We start from the raw sequence: 17,151 nt of genomic DNA, 5'->3' as shown, positions 1-17,151 counted from the left end.
TATTTATGGTATGTTTATTTTTTTATCATAAATTTAAATGCGCCTTTACGCAGGTTGATATCATACTCCAAATAGGCTTTTAAACAAGCCAGGAAATTTGCCCAGCCTCCCGAATTTTCTAAAGCCCATTTCAGGTTATTTTCATTAAGTTCCTTCTCCTTTTCGTTTACTTTGACTAAGGTACTGTAATCTGGTAATTTTTCTAGCGTAATTTTCACAACAGTTTCCGGATCCCAAACAAAAGAAATAGAACGGTCTGTTTCAATCATAATTTCTGTTATAGGAAACCTATCATCGAATTCGGGAAATTTCCAAACCACTTCTTTTCCAGGTTCTAGTCTTCCACTACTTTCTGATATGAAATAGTTGGTCATTTTAGCTGGATTTACAATCGCTTCAAAAACTTCCTCTATAGGTTTCTGAATTTGTATCGATGCATTAGATTCTAGTTTCATATAGATTTTATTCATAATCTCTTGGTTTATCGTTTTTAGTTTATTGGTTAAATTGTGATGAGTGTATTCGAGTATTGGTTTTTCGTTTGGCGTTTTTTGTTGATTACACAGCTTCTATGGTCTTGATTCTATTTTTTTCTCCTTGGCTCTTTGACTCTGCTCAATCAGAGGTCTCGATACACTGCCTTTTCTTCGCTATCGCTTCAAAAAATATCAAAAACTGTAATTCTGAAAAATCTGACCAGCCGGTGGTTTCTCATTTTCTGCTTATTGGTTCATTTATTTAAAAAAAATGCCTAACACCTAAGACCTAAAGCCTACCTCCTAACACCTAAAGCTTGCTATAACACTCCAATAACCTTTGCATAACCTTTACATAGGCTTTGCATATAGATTAAATCTGCTTGTTATATTGACAAAATACTTGAGATGGATTAAAAAAACCTTATAAAATGCCTTAAAAACTTTCATCAAAAAAGTTTACAAACCATCTTTTGCATATACATAATCTACGCCTTTTTCTTGTAATTCTTTTTTCTGTTTTCTGAAAGTTTCTTGATCTAAAGCTTTGGTGCCATCTTCTATCAGCACACAGCTAAAACCTTCGTGCAAGGCATCTTTAACCGAATAATAAACACAAATATCTCCTGCTAACCCCATAACGTATAAAGTGGTAACGCCTTTTTCTTTTAGATAACCGCTTAAACCCGTGCTTTTTTTATGGGCGTTATCATAGAAAGCACTGTAACTATCTATTGTACTATTGGTGCCTTTTCTAAAAATAGCCTCAATGTGCTGGGTATCTAAATCAGAGTGAAATTCTGCTCCTTTAGTACCTTGTACACAATGGTCCGGCCATAAAGTTTGTATAAGTCCGTCTAAGTCTATTTCTTCAAATTCTTTTTGACCTTTGTGGTTGCTTGCAAAACTTGCGTGGTCTTTAGGGTGCCAATCTTGGGTAGCAAGTACCAAATCAAATTGGGGTTGTAAAGTGTTGGCGATGGCTACAATTTTATCACCGTTTGCTACTTCTAACGAGCCGCCGGGCATAAAATCATTTTGTATATCTATCAATAATAAAGCATTCATATTATTTCAATTTATAGGTTGCTATTAGTTTGTCGCGTTCTTGTTTCAAGGCAGCGCTTAAACCAATTTTATATATATGCGGATTATCAAACCGTTTATATTCCAAGGGTAATAAACTCAAGCGGTATTTGGCAAAATCTGCTACCTCTGTAAGATTTTGATGTTTTAAGATAGCTTGGCCTTCCTTCATTACCGGTTGCAATAAAGCTTCGTGTTTAAATGGTTTTAAGTTTAATTCTTTATGTGCTTCAAATGGATGGTACATTTTATCTACTTCTTTTTCTGAAGCCATCGTAATCACGTCGGCACCGCTAAACATTCCGTTTTCTTTGCTCATACGGTAGACTTGTTTTTTGTGCGGTAAAGTGATCTTAGCGATATTTTCGGAAATTTTAATACGTGGTTTTCCGTTAGAAAAAGCCAATTTATAAACGCCATCTAAAGCCGCATCCGGTTTCCCGATTACCATATTGGTGCCCACGCCAAAAACATCAATGGGAGCATTTTGATCTTCTAAACTTTTAATAACATATTCGTCCAATTGGTTAGAAACCGCAATTTTAACGTATTCTAATCCCGCTTCGTCCAATTTGGCCCTGCTTTGTTTTGCATAATAGGCCAAATCTCCACTGTCTAGGCGAATACCCATTAATTTTTCGCCTCGTTTTTCCATTTCTTTAGCTACTTTAATGGCGTTGGGTACGCCACTTTTTAAAGTACTGTAAGTATCTACCAAAAGCACACAATCTTTTGGTCGGCCTTCTGCAAAATCTCTAAATGCGGTGAGCTCATCGTCATAGCTTTGTACAAAAGAATGCGCCATTGTACCGGCAACCGGCAAATTATAATCTTGGGCAGCCTTTACATTACTGCTACCATTTGCACCACCGATTATAGCAGCTTTTGTAGCAAAATAACCGCCGGGGCCTTGCGCACGCCTTAATCCGAAATCTAAAATCTTCTTATTACCGGCACTCAAGCGTATCCTGCTTGCTTTGGTAGCAATTAAACTTTGAAAGTTGAGTAAATTGAGCAAAAGTGTTTCTACTAATTGGGCTTCTACAAAGTTGGCTTCTACTTGCAAAACCGGTCGCGTAGGAAATACTACATCGCCTTCCTTTACGGAATAGATATTGCCCTTAAACTTAAAGTTCTTTAAATATTCTAAGAAATCTGCGGTAAAGCCCTGTTTTTTTAAGAAAGCCAAGTCTTCTTCCGAAAAGTGTAAATTGCTTATAACTTCTAACAATTCTTCTAAACCGGCAAAAATGGTATAGCCGCCTTTAAACGGGTTTTTCCTGAAAAAATAATCAAATACGGCGGTATGCTCGTGTTTGTTTTGATTAAAATAGACTTGTGCCATACTTATTTGGTACAAATCTGTATAATTGGCGGTAAATTGAAACACAATAGTTAGTTTTTATACAAAGATAGGTTTTTTGGGTTTATTCGTTGTAGGATTTAAAATAGACAGAGAAAGGTCAATTTCATTTTCTTAAGCTTCTGTAACAAAGGTTACGAATAATATATAATTATTAACTTAAATTCGGGTAACATTTCAACATAATATTTGTATGATTTACTATTTTTTAAAGGAACCCATTAATTAAAACCTCATTGTCATGGCAAAAATTGTAATATTGGGTGCGGGAATTTCAGGTCATGTGGCCGCAGCACACCTTCGCAGAAAACTGGACAAAACCCATGAGGTGGTTGTAGTTTCGCCAAATAGCAATTACCAATGGATACCCAGCAATATTTGGGTGGGTATTGGTAGGATGAAAGCTAAGGAAATGCTTTTTCCGCTTGCACCTTTATATAAGAAGAAAGGAATAGGTTTTAAACAAGCAAAAGTAACGTCTTTTTACCCCGAAGGCGATAGCGAAACGGAGAAACCATTTGTGATAGCCGAATATGTTTCCGAAGAAAAAAGAGGCGAAGCCGAAAAAATAACTTATGATTATTTGATAAATGCCACTGGCCCTAAACTTAATTTTGAAGCCACCGAAGGTTTGAATCCCGGGACCAATAAAACATTTTCCGTTTGTACTTATACGCACGCAAATCACGCAAATGAAGGTTTGCAAGCCTTAATTGCTGAAATGAAGAAGGGAAAAGAAGCAAGAATAGTTATTGGCACGGGTCACGCCAAGGCAACCTGTCAAGGTGCTGCCTTTGAGTATATTTTGAATGTAGAACAGGAACTACGCCGTCAAAAAGTACGTGACAAAGCAAAAATAACCTGGATTTCTAACGAGTATGAGTTGGGCGATTTTGGAATGGATGGGATGCTGCTAAGCTACGGCAGCAATATAATGAAATCGCATGAGATGATTGAAATGGTTTTTGAAGACCGCGATATAGATTGGATTTTGGGTGCCGGTGTAAATAAAATTGAAAACGGTCTGGCACATTACGAAACTTTACAAGGAGAGCAGAAAACAATTGCATACGATTTTGCAATGTTGATTCCATCTTTCTCTGGTCACGGTTTTAAGGCTTTCGATAAAAACCATCGAGACATTACCGAGAAACTTTTTAAAGGCTTTATGCTTGTGGATGCTGATTATACGCCAAAACCATATGAAGATTGGACTGTACAAGATTGGCCGGAAACTTACCAAAATCCGAATTATAAAAATATTTTTGCGCCCGGAATAGCTTTTGCGCCACCACATAGTATTTCCAAACCGCGTAAAAGTCCGAATGGAACTGAAATTTTCCCAGCGCCACCAAGAACCGGAATGCCTTCAGGAATTACCGCCAAATTGGTTGCAGATAATATTATTGACAGCATAAAGAATAAAAAAGAAAGCTTGCACCACAAAGGTTCTATGGGCAATATGGGTGCCGCTTGTATCGCCTCGGCAGGCTTTGGCATGACAAAGGGCAGTGGGGTTAGTATTACTACCTTTCCCATAGTTCCTGATTATAAAAAATACCCTGATACCATGGGAAGAAAATTAGGAAAAACCTTTGGAGAAATAGGTCTGGCAGGCCATTGGCTCAAGCTGATGTTGCACTACGCTTTTATATATAAAGCCAAAATGAAACCCTTTTGGTATTTGATTCCCGAATAAAATTTAACGATTTAATACAAAAAATATTATGACACGTAGAATATCTAAAACCAAGCGATTTTTTATGATGAACCCCATCATTCAGTTTTTCAAATTTATCTATTTGAGCGTAAAAGTGCTTCTTATTGTGGCCGGTGGTCACGGGGGCACGCGAAAACTAAGCAGATAAACTGACCTTAGTCATAATTTAACTCGTTATTTTTATCTAACTTTGATCCAAATGAAATCCATAATCACCATATCGCTATCTTTCCTCGTCCTTTTACAAGGCGTAGGAATTGGTGTTTCTGATATTCTGGTAATGGATGAATTGGTAGAACACGCAAAATACCACGCTGAAACACACGGCGACAACTTTTTTAATTTTTTTGAGAAACATTATGGTTCGTTAAAAGCCGAGCATCAAAAAAACGATAAAGAAGAGAAATCTGACCACGAAAAACTTCCTTTCCAGCATAATTCAAGTAATCATTTGATGACAGATGTGGTACTGGTAACTTTTGAAGTCCCTCTTTCTAAATCCATAATTCCCTCTTCAACTACTTCTAATTTTCACTATAAGAATCTCTACTCTTTTATTGAAAAACCCTCCATTTTTCAACCGCCGAAGTTAGCATAGCCTAAAAAATCTATTCTGGAAAGATCCTATTCCGCTTTTTTAAAGTGCTTACAATTCATTTCTATTATTTAATTTTTCGATCCTTTGTTATCGAAAAGCAAACTTTTAGTTAGTTATGCTATCAAAAATCATTCAATTCAGTATAAATAACAAACTCATCATCGGCTTGTTTACGGTCGTGTTGATGGGCTTTGGAGTCTATTCTCTCACCCAATTACCCATAGGTGCGGTGCCAGATGTCACCAACAACCAGGTGCAGGTAATTACCACTTCCCGTAACCTTTCTACGCAAGATATGGAGCAGTTTATTACCTATCCTGTAGAGTTGGAAATGGCCAATTTACCAGGGGTAAAAGAAATACGTTCTACTTCAAAATTTGGACTTTCGGTGGTAACCATCGTTTTTGAGGAAGACTTAGGAACCTATTTGCCGCGCCAGCTTATTGCCGAGAAAATTAAATCGGCTACCGAAAATATACCGGAAGGCTTTGGTTCTCCCGAAATGGGGCCAATAACCACCGGTTTGGGCGAAATCTACCAATATGTCCTCGATGTAAAACCGGGCTATGAAGACACTTATTCCACCACCGATCTTCGTACCATTCAGGATTGGATTGTAAAAAGGCAATTGTCCGGAATTCCCGGCGTGGTAGAAGTAAATACCTGGGGCGGCCACTTAAAACAATATGAAGTTGCCATAAACAGCAACAAGCTAAACGCCATGAATATAACTGCCCAAGAGGTTTTTACAGCTCTGGAAAAAAACAATAGTGTTTCTGGTGGCGGTTATATTGAAAAAGAAAACCAGGCCTATTTTATTCGCGGGGAAGGTTTAGCATCTTCGCTGGAAGATATCCGGAATATTGTGGTGAAAACCGAAAATGGCTTCCCCATTTATATAAAAGATGTTGCTGAAGTTAAATTTGGAAGTGCGCTGCGTTTTGGCGCGATTACCGGAAATGGCGAAGGAGAAAAAATCCTTGGCCAGGTAATGATGTTAAAAGACGGCAATTCCAACAAGGTAATTGAAGCGGTAAAAGACCGAGTAGCCGAAATTTCCGGCTCCCTGCCAGAAGGTGTTTATATCAATCCATTTTTAGACCGTAGTGTACTCATTGGCAAAACTACCTTTACCATTGCAGAAAACCTGATTCTCGGGGTTCTCATTGTAATATTTGTGGTGGTACTTCTATTGGGTAATATCCGGTCTGGGCTGGTTGTGGCTTCCGTAATTCCTTTATCGCTGCTTTTTACGCTTTCTATGATGAATATTTTTGGCATCGATGCCAATTTGATGAGCCTTGGTGCCATAGATTTTGGAATTATCATTGACGGGGCTGTAATTATAGTTGAATTTGTAGCTTTTCAGGTTACTAAAAACGCTTCGCACTTAAATAAACTTTCTTCCGAAGAAAAACAACTTACAAAGGATAAACTCACCGTAACTAGTGCTTCAAAAATGATGAATTCGGCCATTTTTGGTCAATTGATTATTTTAATTGTTTTTATCCCAATCCTTTCCCTTAGTGGGGTAGAGGGCAAAATGTTTCGGCCAATGGCGCAGACATTCAGCTTTGCGCTAATTGGAGCAATGCTACTTTGTTTTACCTATGTACCTGTGGCAGCCTCTGTGTTTTTAAAACCTTCCGTTCCCTCTAAGAAAAACATTTCTGTGCGTATTATGGCATTTCTAAATCGCTTTTACGAACCCTCGATTCGTTGGGCTCTGGGTGCGAAAAAACTTGTTTTGGGCATTGCAGTTTTACTTTTAGCGGCCACCATTTATCTCTTTACCACAATGGGCGGAGAATTTGTGCCCACTTTAGATGAAGGGGATTTTGTAATTCAGCCGGTGTTAAAAACGGGGACTTCCCTTAGCAAAACCATTGAAGCCACCACCAAAATTGAAAATATTCTGATTGAAAAATTCCCGGAAGTAGATCAGGTGGTAAGTCGTATTGGTGCTGCCGAAGTTCCCACAGACCCGATGTCTATGGAAGAAAGCGATGTGATTATCACCTTAAAACCAAAGAGTGAATGGGTTTCGGCAGAAAGCAAAGATGAATTGGCCGATAAATTCAAGGAAGCACTCGCCGTAATTCCGGGGATGGAAGTAGAATTTACCCAGCCCATCGAGATGCGCTTTAACGAATTGATTACCGGGGTACGGGCAGATATTGCTATTAAAATATTTGGGGAAGACCTGGATATACTGAACAAAAAGGCCAATGAAATAAAAGGCCTTGTCGAAGACGTTGATGGCGCCGCAGATATTATTATCGAAAAGGTAGTAGGCCTGCCACAAATGAACGTGAAATTTGACCGTGCTAAAATTGCCCGGTACGGATTGAACATTGCCGATTTAAATGAAATGATAGCTATGGGGTTTGCCGGCAAATCTTCGGGTAGCATTTTTGAGGGCGAAAAACGTTTTGATTTAGTGGTTCGACTAAATGAGGATGAGCGTCGCGACCTTTCGAACCTGCAAAACTTATATGTAGATACCCCTTCCGGGGAAAAAGTGCCGCTGCGGGAACTGGCCGAAATAAAATACACCAAAGGTGCAGCAAAAATCTCACGCGACGATACCAAACGCCGTATTGTGGTGGGCATTAATGTACGTAATCGCGATTTACAAAGCGTGGTGGACGATGTACAAAAACTAATTGCTGAGAATATAAAACTTCCCGTTGGCTACACTATAGATTATGGCGGGCAGTTCGAAAATCTGCAAAGTGCAAAAGACCGACTCCTCATAGCAGTTCCGGTTGCTTTGTTACTCATTTTTGTACTGCTTTACTTCGCCTTTCGTTCCGTAAAGGAAGCTTTAATGATTTATTCAGCAATCCCGTTGGCGGCCGTTGGGGGCGTTTTGTTGTTGTGGCTTCGGGATATGCCGTTTAGCATTTCGGCGGGCGTCGGGTTTATCGCCCTTTTTGGAATCGCGGTGCTCAACGGAATCGTTTTGATAGAACATTTTAAAGAACTTAAAAAAGAAGGAATGAAAAATAAAACCGAACTTATTGTACAAGGTACCAAAGACCGACTTCGAGCGGTACTGTTAACAGCTTCTGCGGCTGCTCTCGGATTTCTGCCAATGGCCGTTTCAACCAGTGCCGGTGCTGAGGTTCAACGCCCTCTGGCCACGGTAGTTATTGGTGGTTTGGTCACAGCAACTATATTAACCTTGATCGTGCTGCCCGTTTTATTTTCAATTTTTGATTCGGATAAAAAAGAAAAAAAACTCAAATCTAACGGAAAAATCCTGCCCGCAATTCTCCTAGTATTCTTTCTCGGGTTTTCGGGAATGGCGCAGGAAAGCCCTAAAAACCTGATGGATTTACAAGAAATGGCTTTGGAGAACAATGCAGGTTTAAAGGCTACCGAATTTCAAAAAGAGGAAGCAGCAGCATTGATTGGGAGCGCTTTCACTTTTGAAAAAACCAGCGTATTTTATGAGTACGACCAAAACAACCTGGCGCTTAACAATGAGCCTTTACAGGTTTTTGGAGTGCAACAGAACTTTCTTTTTCCTACGGTTTATTTTGCTCAAAAAAATGTAAACCAACGTCTGTTTGAAATGCAAACGAGCCAATATGCACTTCAAAGCCGAACAACCAAAGGTATGGTTGCTGCTGCATTTTACCAGTTTCAATTTGAAAAAAACAAGGAGCGCGTTTTTCAAAGTTTGGACAGTCTTTACAAAGACTTTTCGCAAGCCGCGACGCGTCGGTTTGAACTTGGCGAAACCAATTATCTAGAAAAAATTACCGCCCGTGCCAAACAGCGGCAACTGGAAACCAATTATAAGCAAAGCAAGGAAGATGTGCAAATTGCACGAAACCGTTTAAAACAGATCGTACAACCTAAAGATAGTTTGACTATTGCTGAAGAACCTTTGCAAAAATTGCAACTATTACTGCCAAGCCTGGAAGAACATCCTGCTTTAAGTTATTATGAAGAAAGAAGTGCTTTCTTTAAAGCAAAACGCAGTTTGGAAAAGCAAAATTTACTTCCCGATATTAGTTTTTCTTATTCGCTGGGGAGTAATTCTGGCTTGAACCAAAATTTGTATGCTTACCAGGTTGGTCTTAAAATTCCGTTGCTTTTCAGCGGAAATGCTTCAAAAATAAAAGCTTCAAAAATTGCTGTGGAAATGAGCAAGCAACAAGCTATCGATTATAAAGTGCAGTTGAATTCTAGAAAAATACAGCTGCTAAACGAAGTTTCAAAATACGAAGAAGCCCTTGAGTATTATGAAACCGATGGAAAATCCCTTTCCGAAGAAATCTTAAACACGGCAACTATCAGTTATAAAAATGGCGAAATAGACTTTTTTCAGTACATACAAAGTCTTGAAAATGCCTATGAGATAGAACTACAATACCTTGAAAATCTCAACAATTACAACCAGGCTGTAATCGCCATCAATTACCTAACCCTTTAAACTTATTAGCTATGAAATTTATAAAATCTATCCCGTTGCTTTTAATCCTATTATTAGGGTCTTGCAACAATTCAGAAAAAGAGATAAATCTTACCGAAACAACTTCCGAAGAAACCCAAAAAGAGCGCATTTATCTTTCTAAAGCACAATTTGAAGGCGAAAAAATGGCGTTGGGAAAACTTACTAAAAAACGCTTTGCTGAAACTGTACAAACTACCGGTGTTATAGATGTGCCGCCGCAGAGTAAAGCAATAATAAGTGCTTTCTCCGGCGGTTATATTAAGGACACTCCTTTGTTGGTAGGTGATCAAGTTAAAAAAGGGCAGCGCTTGGTAACTCTGGAAAACCCCGAGTTTATCACGATGCAACAAAACTATCTGGAGGTGGTGGAACAGCTTTCGTACCTCAAAGCCGAATATGAGCGACAGAAAATTATGCTGGAGGAAAAAATCACTTCCCAAAAAAGTTTTTTAAAAGCTGAAAGTGACTATAAATCTAATTTGGCAAGAAAGAACAGTTTAAAGAAAAACCTTGAAATGCTGAATATCAATCCTGCTTTGGTGGAAGCTGGAACTATTGTTTCGCAAGTAGCTATTTATAGTCCAATTGATGGCAATGTAACCCGGGTTTTCGTGAATATGGGAACCTATGTTTCCCCGGCAGATAAGATTATGGAAATTATGAACAGCGACCACATTCACTTAGAATTGAAGGTTTTTGAAAAAGATTTGCTGCACCTTAAAAAAGGACAGCAAATAAGCTTTACGATTCCGGAAGCTTCCAAACAAGAATTTAAGGGCGAAGTTCATTTGGTAGGAACTACCATTGAGCAAAATAGACGTATTGCTATGGTTCACGGTCATATTGCTGAAAAAGACGCTTATAATTTTACGGCCGGAATGTTTGTGGATGCCAAAATTATTACCGGAGAATCGGAGTATATGGCACTGCCGGAAAATGCTGTGGTAGAATTGGATGGAAAAAAATATGTTTTACAAGTTACTGCTGAAGATAACAAAGGCATTGAATTTAATTCCGTAGAAGTAAAAATTATAGGAAATTACCAGGGTTTTACCGCATTTAAAACCAATAAAAACCTAAACTCAGAGGCCAACTTTTTGACCAAGGGCGCATTTATTTTGCTCCAGGAATAAACTTTGCCATTAAGACGTTCTTTTGTGATGTAAGTTACAGAAAAACAGGTTTTTATTTGTATCTTAAACTTAACTATTAAAATTATTGAATTATGAAATATTATATAAGCACAACGTTAAAAAACGCAAGTTTTAAAGAAGCTATTGAAAAAACTACCGAAGCTTTAAAAAAAGAAGGTTTTGGCGTATTGACCGAAATAGATCTAAAAGCAACCCTGAAAAAGAAATTGGATGCCGATTTTTATAACTATACGATTCTAGGCGCCTGCAATCCGAAAATGGCGTATGAAGCCCTAAAAGCCGAAGATAAGATAGGAACAATGCTGCCTTGTAATGTAATAGTACAGGAAAAAGAACTCGGTACCGTTGAGGTTTCGGCTGTAGATCCTGCAGCTTCTATGACGGCTGTAGAAAATGATGAGTTGGGAGAAATTGCCAAAGACGTCCAAGAGAAATTGGCTAAAATTATTCAAAGTATATAAAAGCTCTATAGCTTAAACTTAAATAAAATAGTATGGAAACGGTGAAATATTCTAGAATCTACCGAATTATCCATTGGACAATAGCAATTACTTTTTTGCTTTTGTTGGTGACTATTTTTCTAAGGTTGACCTGGATGAATAAATACAATATGGCAGATATTATTCAGACTTATCTAGCTAGTACCGACCAATCACTCTCCCGTGATCAGCTTATTGTTCTTGCAAAACAGATAAGAGCACCAATGTGGGATTGGCATATTTATTTAGGATATGTTTTGGTGGGTTTATTCAGTTTGCGCTTTATTTTACCTTTTTTCGGAACTATGAAGTTTCAAAACCCACTGGATAAAAATCTATCCTTTAAACAGCAGTTTCAGAAATGGACGTACATCATTTTTTATGTATGTGTGGTAGTGTCATTAGTTACAGGGCTTATTATAGAATTGGGGCCAAAAGATTTGAAAAAACCTATGGAAGAAATCCATGTTCTTGGCATTTACTATCTCCTAGCATTTATTGCATTACACATTGGAGGTGTAGTCATGGCAGAATTCACAAATCAAAGCGGAATTATTTCAAGGATAGTTCGGGGTTCTACTAATAAATTAAAATAATCAATGTAGTCTATGGTGAAAACAACGCCTTTATATAAAAGCTATTGATATGAAAAACATAAAAATCCATTTTCTGGGAGCTGCGGGAACAGTGACTGGTTCTAAATTCTATCTGGAAACACCGGAGCAGAACATTTTGATAGATTGCGGAATGTTTCAGGGCTTAAAAGAACTGCGTGAAAAAAATTGGGAAGACCTGCCAATAGATGTTTCGGCAATAGATGTGGTTTTATTGACGCACGGTCATTTAGACCATACGGGTTATTTACCACGATTGGTAAAACAGGGTTTTCGCGGAAAAATTATCGGCACCTCGCCTACGCTAGCAATAACTAAAATTATATTGTTGGATAGTGCTAAAATTCACGAAGAAGAAGCTGAACGTGCCAATAAAGAAGGCTATTCTAAACATCATCCCGCAGAGCCTTTCTATACCATTAAAGACGCCGAGTTTAGTCTAGGTTTTTTTCAGTATGAAGAAAAAGATAAGTGGCTAAAACTATCGGAAAATATCAGATACCGATTCCGTTATAACGGGCATATTATTGGAGCGACTTTTATCGAGTTGGAGATCTTCGGTAAAATCTTTGTTTTTTCAGGGGATATTGGTCGGGAAGAAGACCTATTACTTTACCCGCCACAGAAACCAGAATGGGCAGATTATCTCTTTATGGAAAGCACTTACGGCGGGAAATGCCATCCAGAAGAAAGCGTTTCAGAAAAACTAGTCTCGCTTATTAATAAAACCATCCATAACCGCGGCAATTTAATAATTCCGTCATTCGCAGTAGAACGCTTGCAAACTTTAATGTTTTTGTTTTGGAAACTCTACAATGAAAACCGAATTCCGAATATCCCAATTTTTATAGATAGCCCTATGGGTAATAATGTTCTTTCTGTTTTTGATAGCTTTCCCGATTGGCATAAAATACCAATGCGAGATTTTAGGGCGATGAACAACAGGATGAATATTATTACTTCCTATAAAGAAACTTGGGAAACCATAGACAATTCGCAGCCAAAAGTGGTTATTGCCGGAAGCGGTATGGTAACCGGGGGAAGGGTGTTAACCTATTTAAAACAAATGATAGACAAGCCGAACACTACGGTTTTGCTGGTAGGCTATCAGGCAGAAGGAACACGTGGAAGACAGTTGTTGGAAGGCGCGCAGGAGTTAAAGTTTTTCGGAAAGTATCATGCTGTGAAAGCAGAAATACATCATATAGAAAGCCTGTCGGCGCACGCCGATCAACACGGACTTTTAGATTGGGTAAGCGAAATCAAGAACATTCCGGAAGAAACTTTCCTTATTCACGGCGAACCTACGGCGCAAGATGCTTTGCGTGTGAAATTGCAGGATGAAAATAACTGGAAGGTGAGTATCCCGAAGTTAAATACCGTTAGGGAGATTATGATTTAGAGGAACTAATCAGTGTGTTTGATTTATTGATTAACATAGAGTTGTTTCACGCGAAGCTCGCAAAGTAAAAAACGCAAAGAATCGCAGAGTTTTGATTATTAAAATTTTATAATCTTTGCGGATTTTGCGATGCTCCTCCCGCACTTTTCGTAAAAAATTTTTTAACAGAAAAAAGATAAACACTTTAAGAATGCTGCCGCTTGTCCATATAAAAGTGAAGGATTGGACAGGAAAAAAATCGACTAAGAAGCCTTCAAAAATAGATGGCTCCTAAATGATTTACTTAATCGTCTACAAATTACAGAGGTTTTTTATTTCATCTAATATTCTTTTTTGGCGTAACTCTGAAACACCTATTTTTTTTAGTATAAATTTTGACTCGAACAACTCTTCCGTGAGAATAATATTGTTTTCTATAATGAGATCTTTTTCCCGTTTTGTCAAGGTGGTCAAGGTAGTTATGGGATAGAGTGCAAACTCATCCACGTTGTGTTTTATACCATTGTTTTTAGGATAATTCCAACTTAATAAATGCAAGCCTACGCAGGTGGCATAATCAATAGCATCTTTAGAAAAGCGAGTGTTGGTTACTAGCCAGCCTTGTTTTAAATGCGATTCTTTTTCGGGTTTATTGTTCCAATGCTCTTGAATATCTAAAAATCTGGAATTTATATAAAGAGGCACTTTTACATTGCTAACAGCTTTGGGGTCTGAATGAAATTTACATTCAATGGCATAGGTGTTTCCTTCTTTTTCTGCCAAAACATCCACTTCGTGTGTAACACATTTACCTTGCAGAATGACACCCACAGTTGTCTTAAAACCTTTATGGCTTAAAAGTGCGCCAATTAGGCGTTCAAAAGGAAAACCGGTGGGACCCAAATCCAAAATAGCACGTTTTAAACTATATTTGGAAGCCGAAATGCGGTTGTATTTTTTTAAAAGTGAAAAAGCTTTTCGGTAGATCTTTTTTGTTGACATACCGTTGTAGAGCATCGACTCTATTTCGGCTGCAATTAATTCTATTTCTTCTTCCGAAGCCATGCTTCTCCTAAGGGAAGTTTTTAGTTTTTCAACGTTAAAACTTTCACTATCTCCACTAGATTTTACAATTGCTATGCTGTCTTTTTCCATTTTGTGTATTTTAAAATCGTAGAATTTCGCCTTTTTTAAGTTCTTTTATTAAGGTTTATGTAAATAAATCCACTAATGATTAGCGTGAGCAAAATCCTAAAAGCCATCGCTGCAATAGTTTTATTTTCATATAAGCCGCCGGTATGAATATGGATGTAAAACAGGCCAAAAGCGTAAAGAAGGATTAAGGCTACGGTAAGCATAACCCAAAACGCCCACTTTTCTGATTTTAAAAAACCATAAAGAACAAGTAAATACAAGACCCCTGCTGTTAGATTGGTTTTGACTATAAAAGGCACAAAATTTCCTTGTTTTGCACGAATACCAAACCAATCGAATAAAACAGCACTGCTCATAAATAAGGTTACAGCTGCGAAAAGAAATAACACCAATGCGATGATTATTCTAATTACTTTTTTTCTTTCCATTAGTTTGTTTTTTTATAACTCCATACTGCCAACCCATTCATTAAAATAGCGTATAAAACTGTTTTCCACAACTGTGGAAAAATATCCTTTAAACCGGAACCCTTCAGCAATACCATTCGTACAATTTCTACAAAGTATTTAATGGGATTGAATTCGGTAATGATCTGTGCCCATTTGGGCATACTTTCTATGGGCGTGAACAAACCGCTCATCAAAATAAAAATCACTACAAAAAACCAGGCGATGAACATAGCCTGTTGTTGCGTATCAGTAAAATTGGAAATAAACAAGCCCATTCCCAAAATCACTAAAATATAAACCGAAGTGTAGGCATAAAGCAGTAATAAACTACCTAGCATTGGCGTGTTGAAAATGATTTTTGCGAGGATTAAACCAATGGTCAATAAGCCCATACCAATAACCCAAAACGGAAATAATTTCCCGATAATAAACTGGCCTTTGCCAATTGGTGTTACGTTTATTTGTTCTAAGGTGCCTATTTCTTTTTCGCGTACAATGTTCATTCCGGAAAGGAATAAAGTGATCATCGTTACCAATAAAACCAGGATGCCCGGCACCATAAAAGTTTTATAATCTAAAGTGATGTTGTACCAAAAAGAAGGAATAGCTTGTATTTGTACTGGTTGTATTCCTTTTTCGGACCTTTGCATTATGTTCAATCTAACCTCCTGGTTAAAATTTTGCACAATTTGGTTTATATAGCCACTTTCCACCCCAGCTGCAGCACCATCAATCGCATTGATAATAATTGATAATTCACCCGATTTCTCCGTAAGTAAGTTACGTTCAAAATTATTGGGGATTTCTAGTATCACGTCAACCTCTCCTGCCAACATTGCCGAACTGGCTTTTTCGTTGGAAGGGAAATCAGTCAACACATCAAAATAGGTAGAAGCGCTAAATTTCTCGACCAGAGCGCGGGAGGTGGAGGTATGATCGTTATCAATATAAGCGAATTTTATATTTTTCACTTCATAAGTAGCCGCATTCGATAGGATGAGCAACTGCAATATGGGCAGGATAAAAATAATGGGCAACATCCCTTTATTCCTAAAGATTTGCCTAAACTCTTTTTGTATGATATAGCCTATGATCTTCATTACTCCAGCCGTATTTTATATTTTTTCACACTTAACCCAATAAAAAACACCGTCATTGCAATTAAAATCAGTGTTTCTTTCCAGATATAGGCTATTCCAATTCCTTTTAGCATAATTCCTTTAATGATGATAATGAACCATTTGGCGGGAATAATGTTGCTAATTATTTGAAGGGGTTGCGGCATACTCGTAATCGGAAAAATAAATCCCGATAACAGGATTACGGGCAGCATTAAGCCCATAAGGGAAATCATCATTGCTGCTTGCTGGGTTTCTGCTATGGTTGAGATTAAAATTCCTAGCGCCAATGACGTAATGATAAATAGCACGCTTTCCGCACCCAATAAAAACAAGCTACCCTGAACCGGCATCCCAAATACAAAAATGCTCAAGAGTACAATTACGGCAGCGTTGATAATTGATAGAAAGATATATGGCACTACTTTTCCGATAATTACTTGGAAAGGCTTTAGCGGCGAGACCAATAAAATTTCCATCGTTCCCAATTCTTTTTCCCGAGTAATAGAGATGGAAGTCATCATTGCCGAAACCAGCATTAAAATAATGGTCATTACTCCGGGCACGAACATAAATACACTTTTAAGTTCGGGGTTGTAAACCATTCTGGTTTTAGGGATAATCTGATATTCTATTTGAATTCCCTTGTTTTCTGATTGCTGGTAGTTTTGAAGTATGGCATTGATATAGTTAGTGATGGAATTGGCTGTATTTGGGTCGGTGGCATCGGTTATTATTTGAATTTTCGCTTGTCTTTCTTTGATGAGATTTTTACTGAAATCATTTTCAAAATTTAATACCGCTTTAATTTTTCCATTTTTGAAAGCGGGTTCAATCTCCGCTTCGCGGGCAATCATCTGTTTTATACTGAAATATTTTGATGCTGAAATCTTATTGATAATTTCTTCTGTGGTAGCATCTTTGGAATGGTCTAAGATGGCAATATCCACATTATTGATCTCGTTGGTAATGGCAAATCCGAAAAGCAAGATTTGAGCAATTGGCATCCCAAAAAGGATAAACAGCGATCGCCTATCCCGAAAGATATGGTAGAATTCTTTTTTTATAAAACCTGTAAATCTTTTCATTA

Annotated in this window: 15 protein-coding genes; 8 read left to right on the top strand and 7 right to left on the bottom strand. The window is 37.8% G+C overall.

All coding sequences use genetic code 11. The features are described 5' to 3' along the window. Nucleotides 1–14 precede the first annotated feature (14 nt). The 3 genes from FKR84_RS10300 to FKR84_RS10290 all read right to left on the bottom strand — a co-directional run bounded on the left by FKR84_RS10300 (nt 15) and on the right by FKR84_RS10290 (nt 2,952). Nucleotides 15–470, bottom strand: coding sequence for an SRPBCC domain-containing protein (locus FKR84_RS10300; protein ID WP_233357738.1), 456 nt, complete (start codon nt 468–470; stop codon nt 15–17). 465 nt (nt 471–935) lie between these two features. After that, the gene (gene pncA / locus FKR84_RS10295; RefSeq protein WP_141422228.1) at nt 936–1,544 is read right to left on the bottom strand and encodes a bifunctional nicotinamidase/pyrazinamidase; all 609 of its coding nucleotides are present in this window, start codon (nt 1,542–1,544) and stop codon (nt 936–938) included. A 1-nt stretch (nt 1,545) separates the two neighbouring features. Then, entirely contained in the window at nt 1,546–2,952 is a 1,407-nt protein-coding gene (locus FKR84_RS10290; protein WP_141422227.1) for a nicotinate phosphoribosyltransferase, read from the bottom strand. Nucleotides 2,953–3,166: 214 nt separating this feature from the next. On the opposite strand from FKR84_RS10290, the gene FKR84_RS10285 reads away from it, so the two are divergent. The 8 genes from FKR84_RS10285 to FKR84_RS10255 all read left to right on the top strand — a co-directional run bounded on the left by FKR84_RS10285 (nt 3,167) and on the right by FKR84_RS10255 (nt 13,360). Then, on the top strand, nt 3,167–4,624 hold the full coding sequence (locus tag FKR84_RS10285) for an NAD(P)/FAD-dependent oxidoreductase (protein WP_141422226.1): 1,458 nt from the start codon (nt 3,167–3,169) through the stop codon (nt 4,622–4,624). A gap of 28 nt (nt 4,625–4,652) precedes the next feature. Beyond that, nucleotides 4,653–4,793, top strand: a complete 141-nt coding sequence (locus FKR84_RS13385; RefSeq protein ID WP_233357737.1) for a hypothetical protein — start codon at nt 4,653–4,655, stop codon at nt 4,791–4,793. A gap of 51 nt (nt 4,794–4,844) precedes the next feature. Continuing rightward, nucleotides 4,845–5,243 (top strand): hypothetical protein, encoded by a 399-nt coding sequence (locus FKR84_RS10280; protein ID WP_141422225.1) that lies wholly within the window; start codon nt 4,845–4,847, stop codon nt 5,241–5,243. Nucleotides 5,244–5,358: 115 nt separating this feature from the next. Then, nucleotides 5,359–9,690, top strand: coding sequence for a CusA/CzcA family heavy metal efflux RND transporter (locus FKR84_RS10275; protein WP_141422224.1), 4,332 nt, complete (start codon nt 5,359–5,361; stop codon nt 9,688–9,690). A gap of 11 nt (nt 9,691–9,701) precedes the next feature. Continuing rightward, on the top strand, nt 9,702–10,844 hold the full coding sequence (locus FKR84_RS10270; RefSeq protein WP_141422223.1) for an efflux RND transporter periplasmic adaptor subunit: 1,143 nt from the start codon (nt 9,702–9,704) through the stop codon (nt 10,842–10,844). A 92-nt stretch (nt 10,845–10,936) separates the two neighbouring features. Beyond that, a complete protein-coding gene (locus FKR84_RS10265; RefSeq protein WP_141422222.1) occupies nt 10,937–11,326 on the top strand; it encodes a DUF302 domain-containing protein in 390 nt (129 codons plus the stop codon). A 32-nt stretch (nt 11,327–11,358) separates the two neighbouring features. Further along, complete coding sequence (locus tag FKR84_RS10260; protein WP_141422221.1) at nt 11,359–11,940, top strand: cytochrome b/b6 domain-containing protein; 582 nt, start codon at nt 11,359–11,361, stop codon at nt 11,938–11,940. 49 nt (nt 11,941–11,989) lie between these two features. After that, on the top strand, nt 11,990–13,360 hold the full coding sequence (locus FKR84_RS10255; RefSeq protein ID WP_141422220.1) for an MBL fold metallo-hydrolase RNA specificity domain-containing protein: 1,371 nt from the start codon (nt 11,990–11,992) through the stop codon (nt 13,358–13,360). 291 nt (nt 13,361–13,651) lie between these two features. On the opposite strand, the gene FKR84_RS10250 is transcribed toward FKR84_RS10255, so the two are convergent. From FKR84_RS10250 to FKR84_RS10235, 4 genes are read right to left on the bottom strand one after another with little or no spacing between them, the layout of a single operon-like run. After that, nucleotides 13,652–14,494 (bottom strand): restriction endonuclease, encoded by an 843-nt coding sequence (locus FKR84_RS10250; protein WP_141422219.1) that lies wholly within the window; start codon nt 14,492–14,494, stop codon nt 13,652–13,654. A 35-nt stretch (nt 14,495–14,529) separates the two neighbouring features. After that, complete coding sequence (locus tag FKR84_RS10245) at nt 14,530–14,922, bottom strand: hypothetical protein (RefSeq protein WP_141422218.1); 393 nt, start codon at nt 14,920–14,922, stop codon at nt 14,530–14,532. Beyond that, on the bottom strand, nt 14,922–16,043 hold the full coding sequence (locus FKR84_RS10240; protein ID WP_141422217.1) for an ABC transporter permease: 1,122 nt from the start codon (nt 16,041–16,043) through the stop codon (nt 14,922–14,924). Before FKR84_RS10240 ends, FKR84_RS10245 begins: the two co-directional genes overlap by 1 nt. Continuing rightward, a complete protein-coding gene (locus tag FKR84_RS10235; RefSeq protein WP_141422216.1) occupies nt 16,043–17,149 on the bottom strand; it encodes an ABC transporter permease in 1,107 nt (368 codons plus the stop codon). Before FKR84_RS10235 ends, FKR84_RS10240 begins: the two co-directional genes overlap by 1 nt. Nucleotides 17,150–17,151: the final 2 nt, after the last annotated feature.

The sequence above is a fragment of the Haloflavibacter putidus genome (assembly GCF_006546625.1).
In the GTDB taxonomy this organism is placed as follows: Bacteria; Bacteroidota; Bacteroidia; order Flavobacteriales; family Flavobacteriaceae; genus Mesonia; species Mesonia putida.
Note: the sequence above shows the minus strand (reverse complement) of the source record. Positions and strands in the feature narration are given on the sequence as shown.

What these genes read in the sequence shown, in the direction of transcription:
- FKR84_RS10250 (WP_141422219.1), bottom strand. Translation starts at nt 14,494, where the DNA reads ATGGAAAAAGACAGCATAGCAATTGTAAAATCTAGTGGAGATAGTGAA.
- FKR84_RS10275 (WP_141422224.1), top strand. Translation starts at nt 5,359, where the DNA reads ATGCTATCAAAAATCATTCAATTCAGTATAAATAACAAACTCATCATC.
- FKR84_RS10245 (WP_141422218.1), bottom strand. Translation starts at nt 14,922, where the DNA reads ATGGAAAGAAAAAAAGTAATTAGAATAATCATCGCATTGGTGTTATTT.
- FKR84_RS10270 (WP_141422223.1), top strand. Translation starts at nt 9,702, where the DNA reads ATGAAATTTATAAAATCTATCCCGTTGCTTTTAATCCTATTATTAGGG.
- FKR84_RS10240 (WP_141422217.1), bottom strand. Translation starts at nt 16,043, where the DNA reads ATGAAGATCATAGGCTATATCATACAAAAAGAGTTTAGGCAAATCTTT.
- FKR84_RS10265 (WP_141422222.1), top strand. Translation starts at nt 10,937, where the DNA reads ATGAAATATTATATAAGCACAACGTTAAAAAACGCAAGTTTTAAAGAA.
- FKR84_RS10285 (WP_141422226.1), top strand. Translation starts at nt 3,167, where the DNA reads ATGGCAAAAATTGTAATATTGGGTGCGGGAATTTCAGGTCATGTGGCC.
- FKR84_RS10260 (WP_141422221.1), top strand. Translation starts at nt 11,359, where the DNA reads ATGGAAACGGTGAAATATTCTAGAATCTACCGAATTATCCATTGGACA.
- pncA (WP_141422228.1), bottom strand. Translation starts at nt 1,544, where the DNA reads ATGAATGCTTTATTATTGATAGATATACAAAATGATTTTATGCCCGGC.
- FKR84_RS10280 (WP_141422225.1), top strand. Translation starts at nt 4,845, where the DNA reads ATGAAATCCATAATCACCATATCGCTATCTTTCCTCGTCCTTTTACAA.
- FKR84_RS10235 (WP_141422216.1), bottom strand. Translation starts at nt 17,149, where the DNA reads ATGAAAAGATTTACAGGTTTTATAAAAAAAGAATTCTACCATATCTTT.
- FKR84_RS10255 (WP_141422220.1), top strand. Translation starts at nt 11,990, where the DNA reads ATGAAAAACATAAAAATCCATTTTCTGGGAGCTGCGGGAACAGTGACT.
- FKR84_RS10300 (WP_233357738.1), bottom strand. Translation starts at nt 470, where the DNA reads ATGAATAAAATCTATATGAAACTAGAATCTAATGCATCGATACAAATT.
- FKR84_RS13385 (WP_233357737.1), top strand. Translation starts at nt 4,653, where the DNA reads ATGACACGTAGAATATCTAAAACCAAGCGATTTTTTATGATGAACCCC.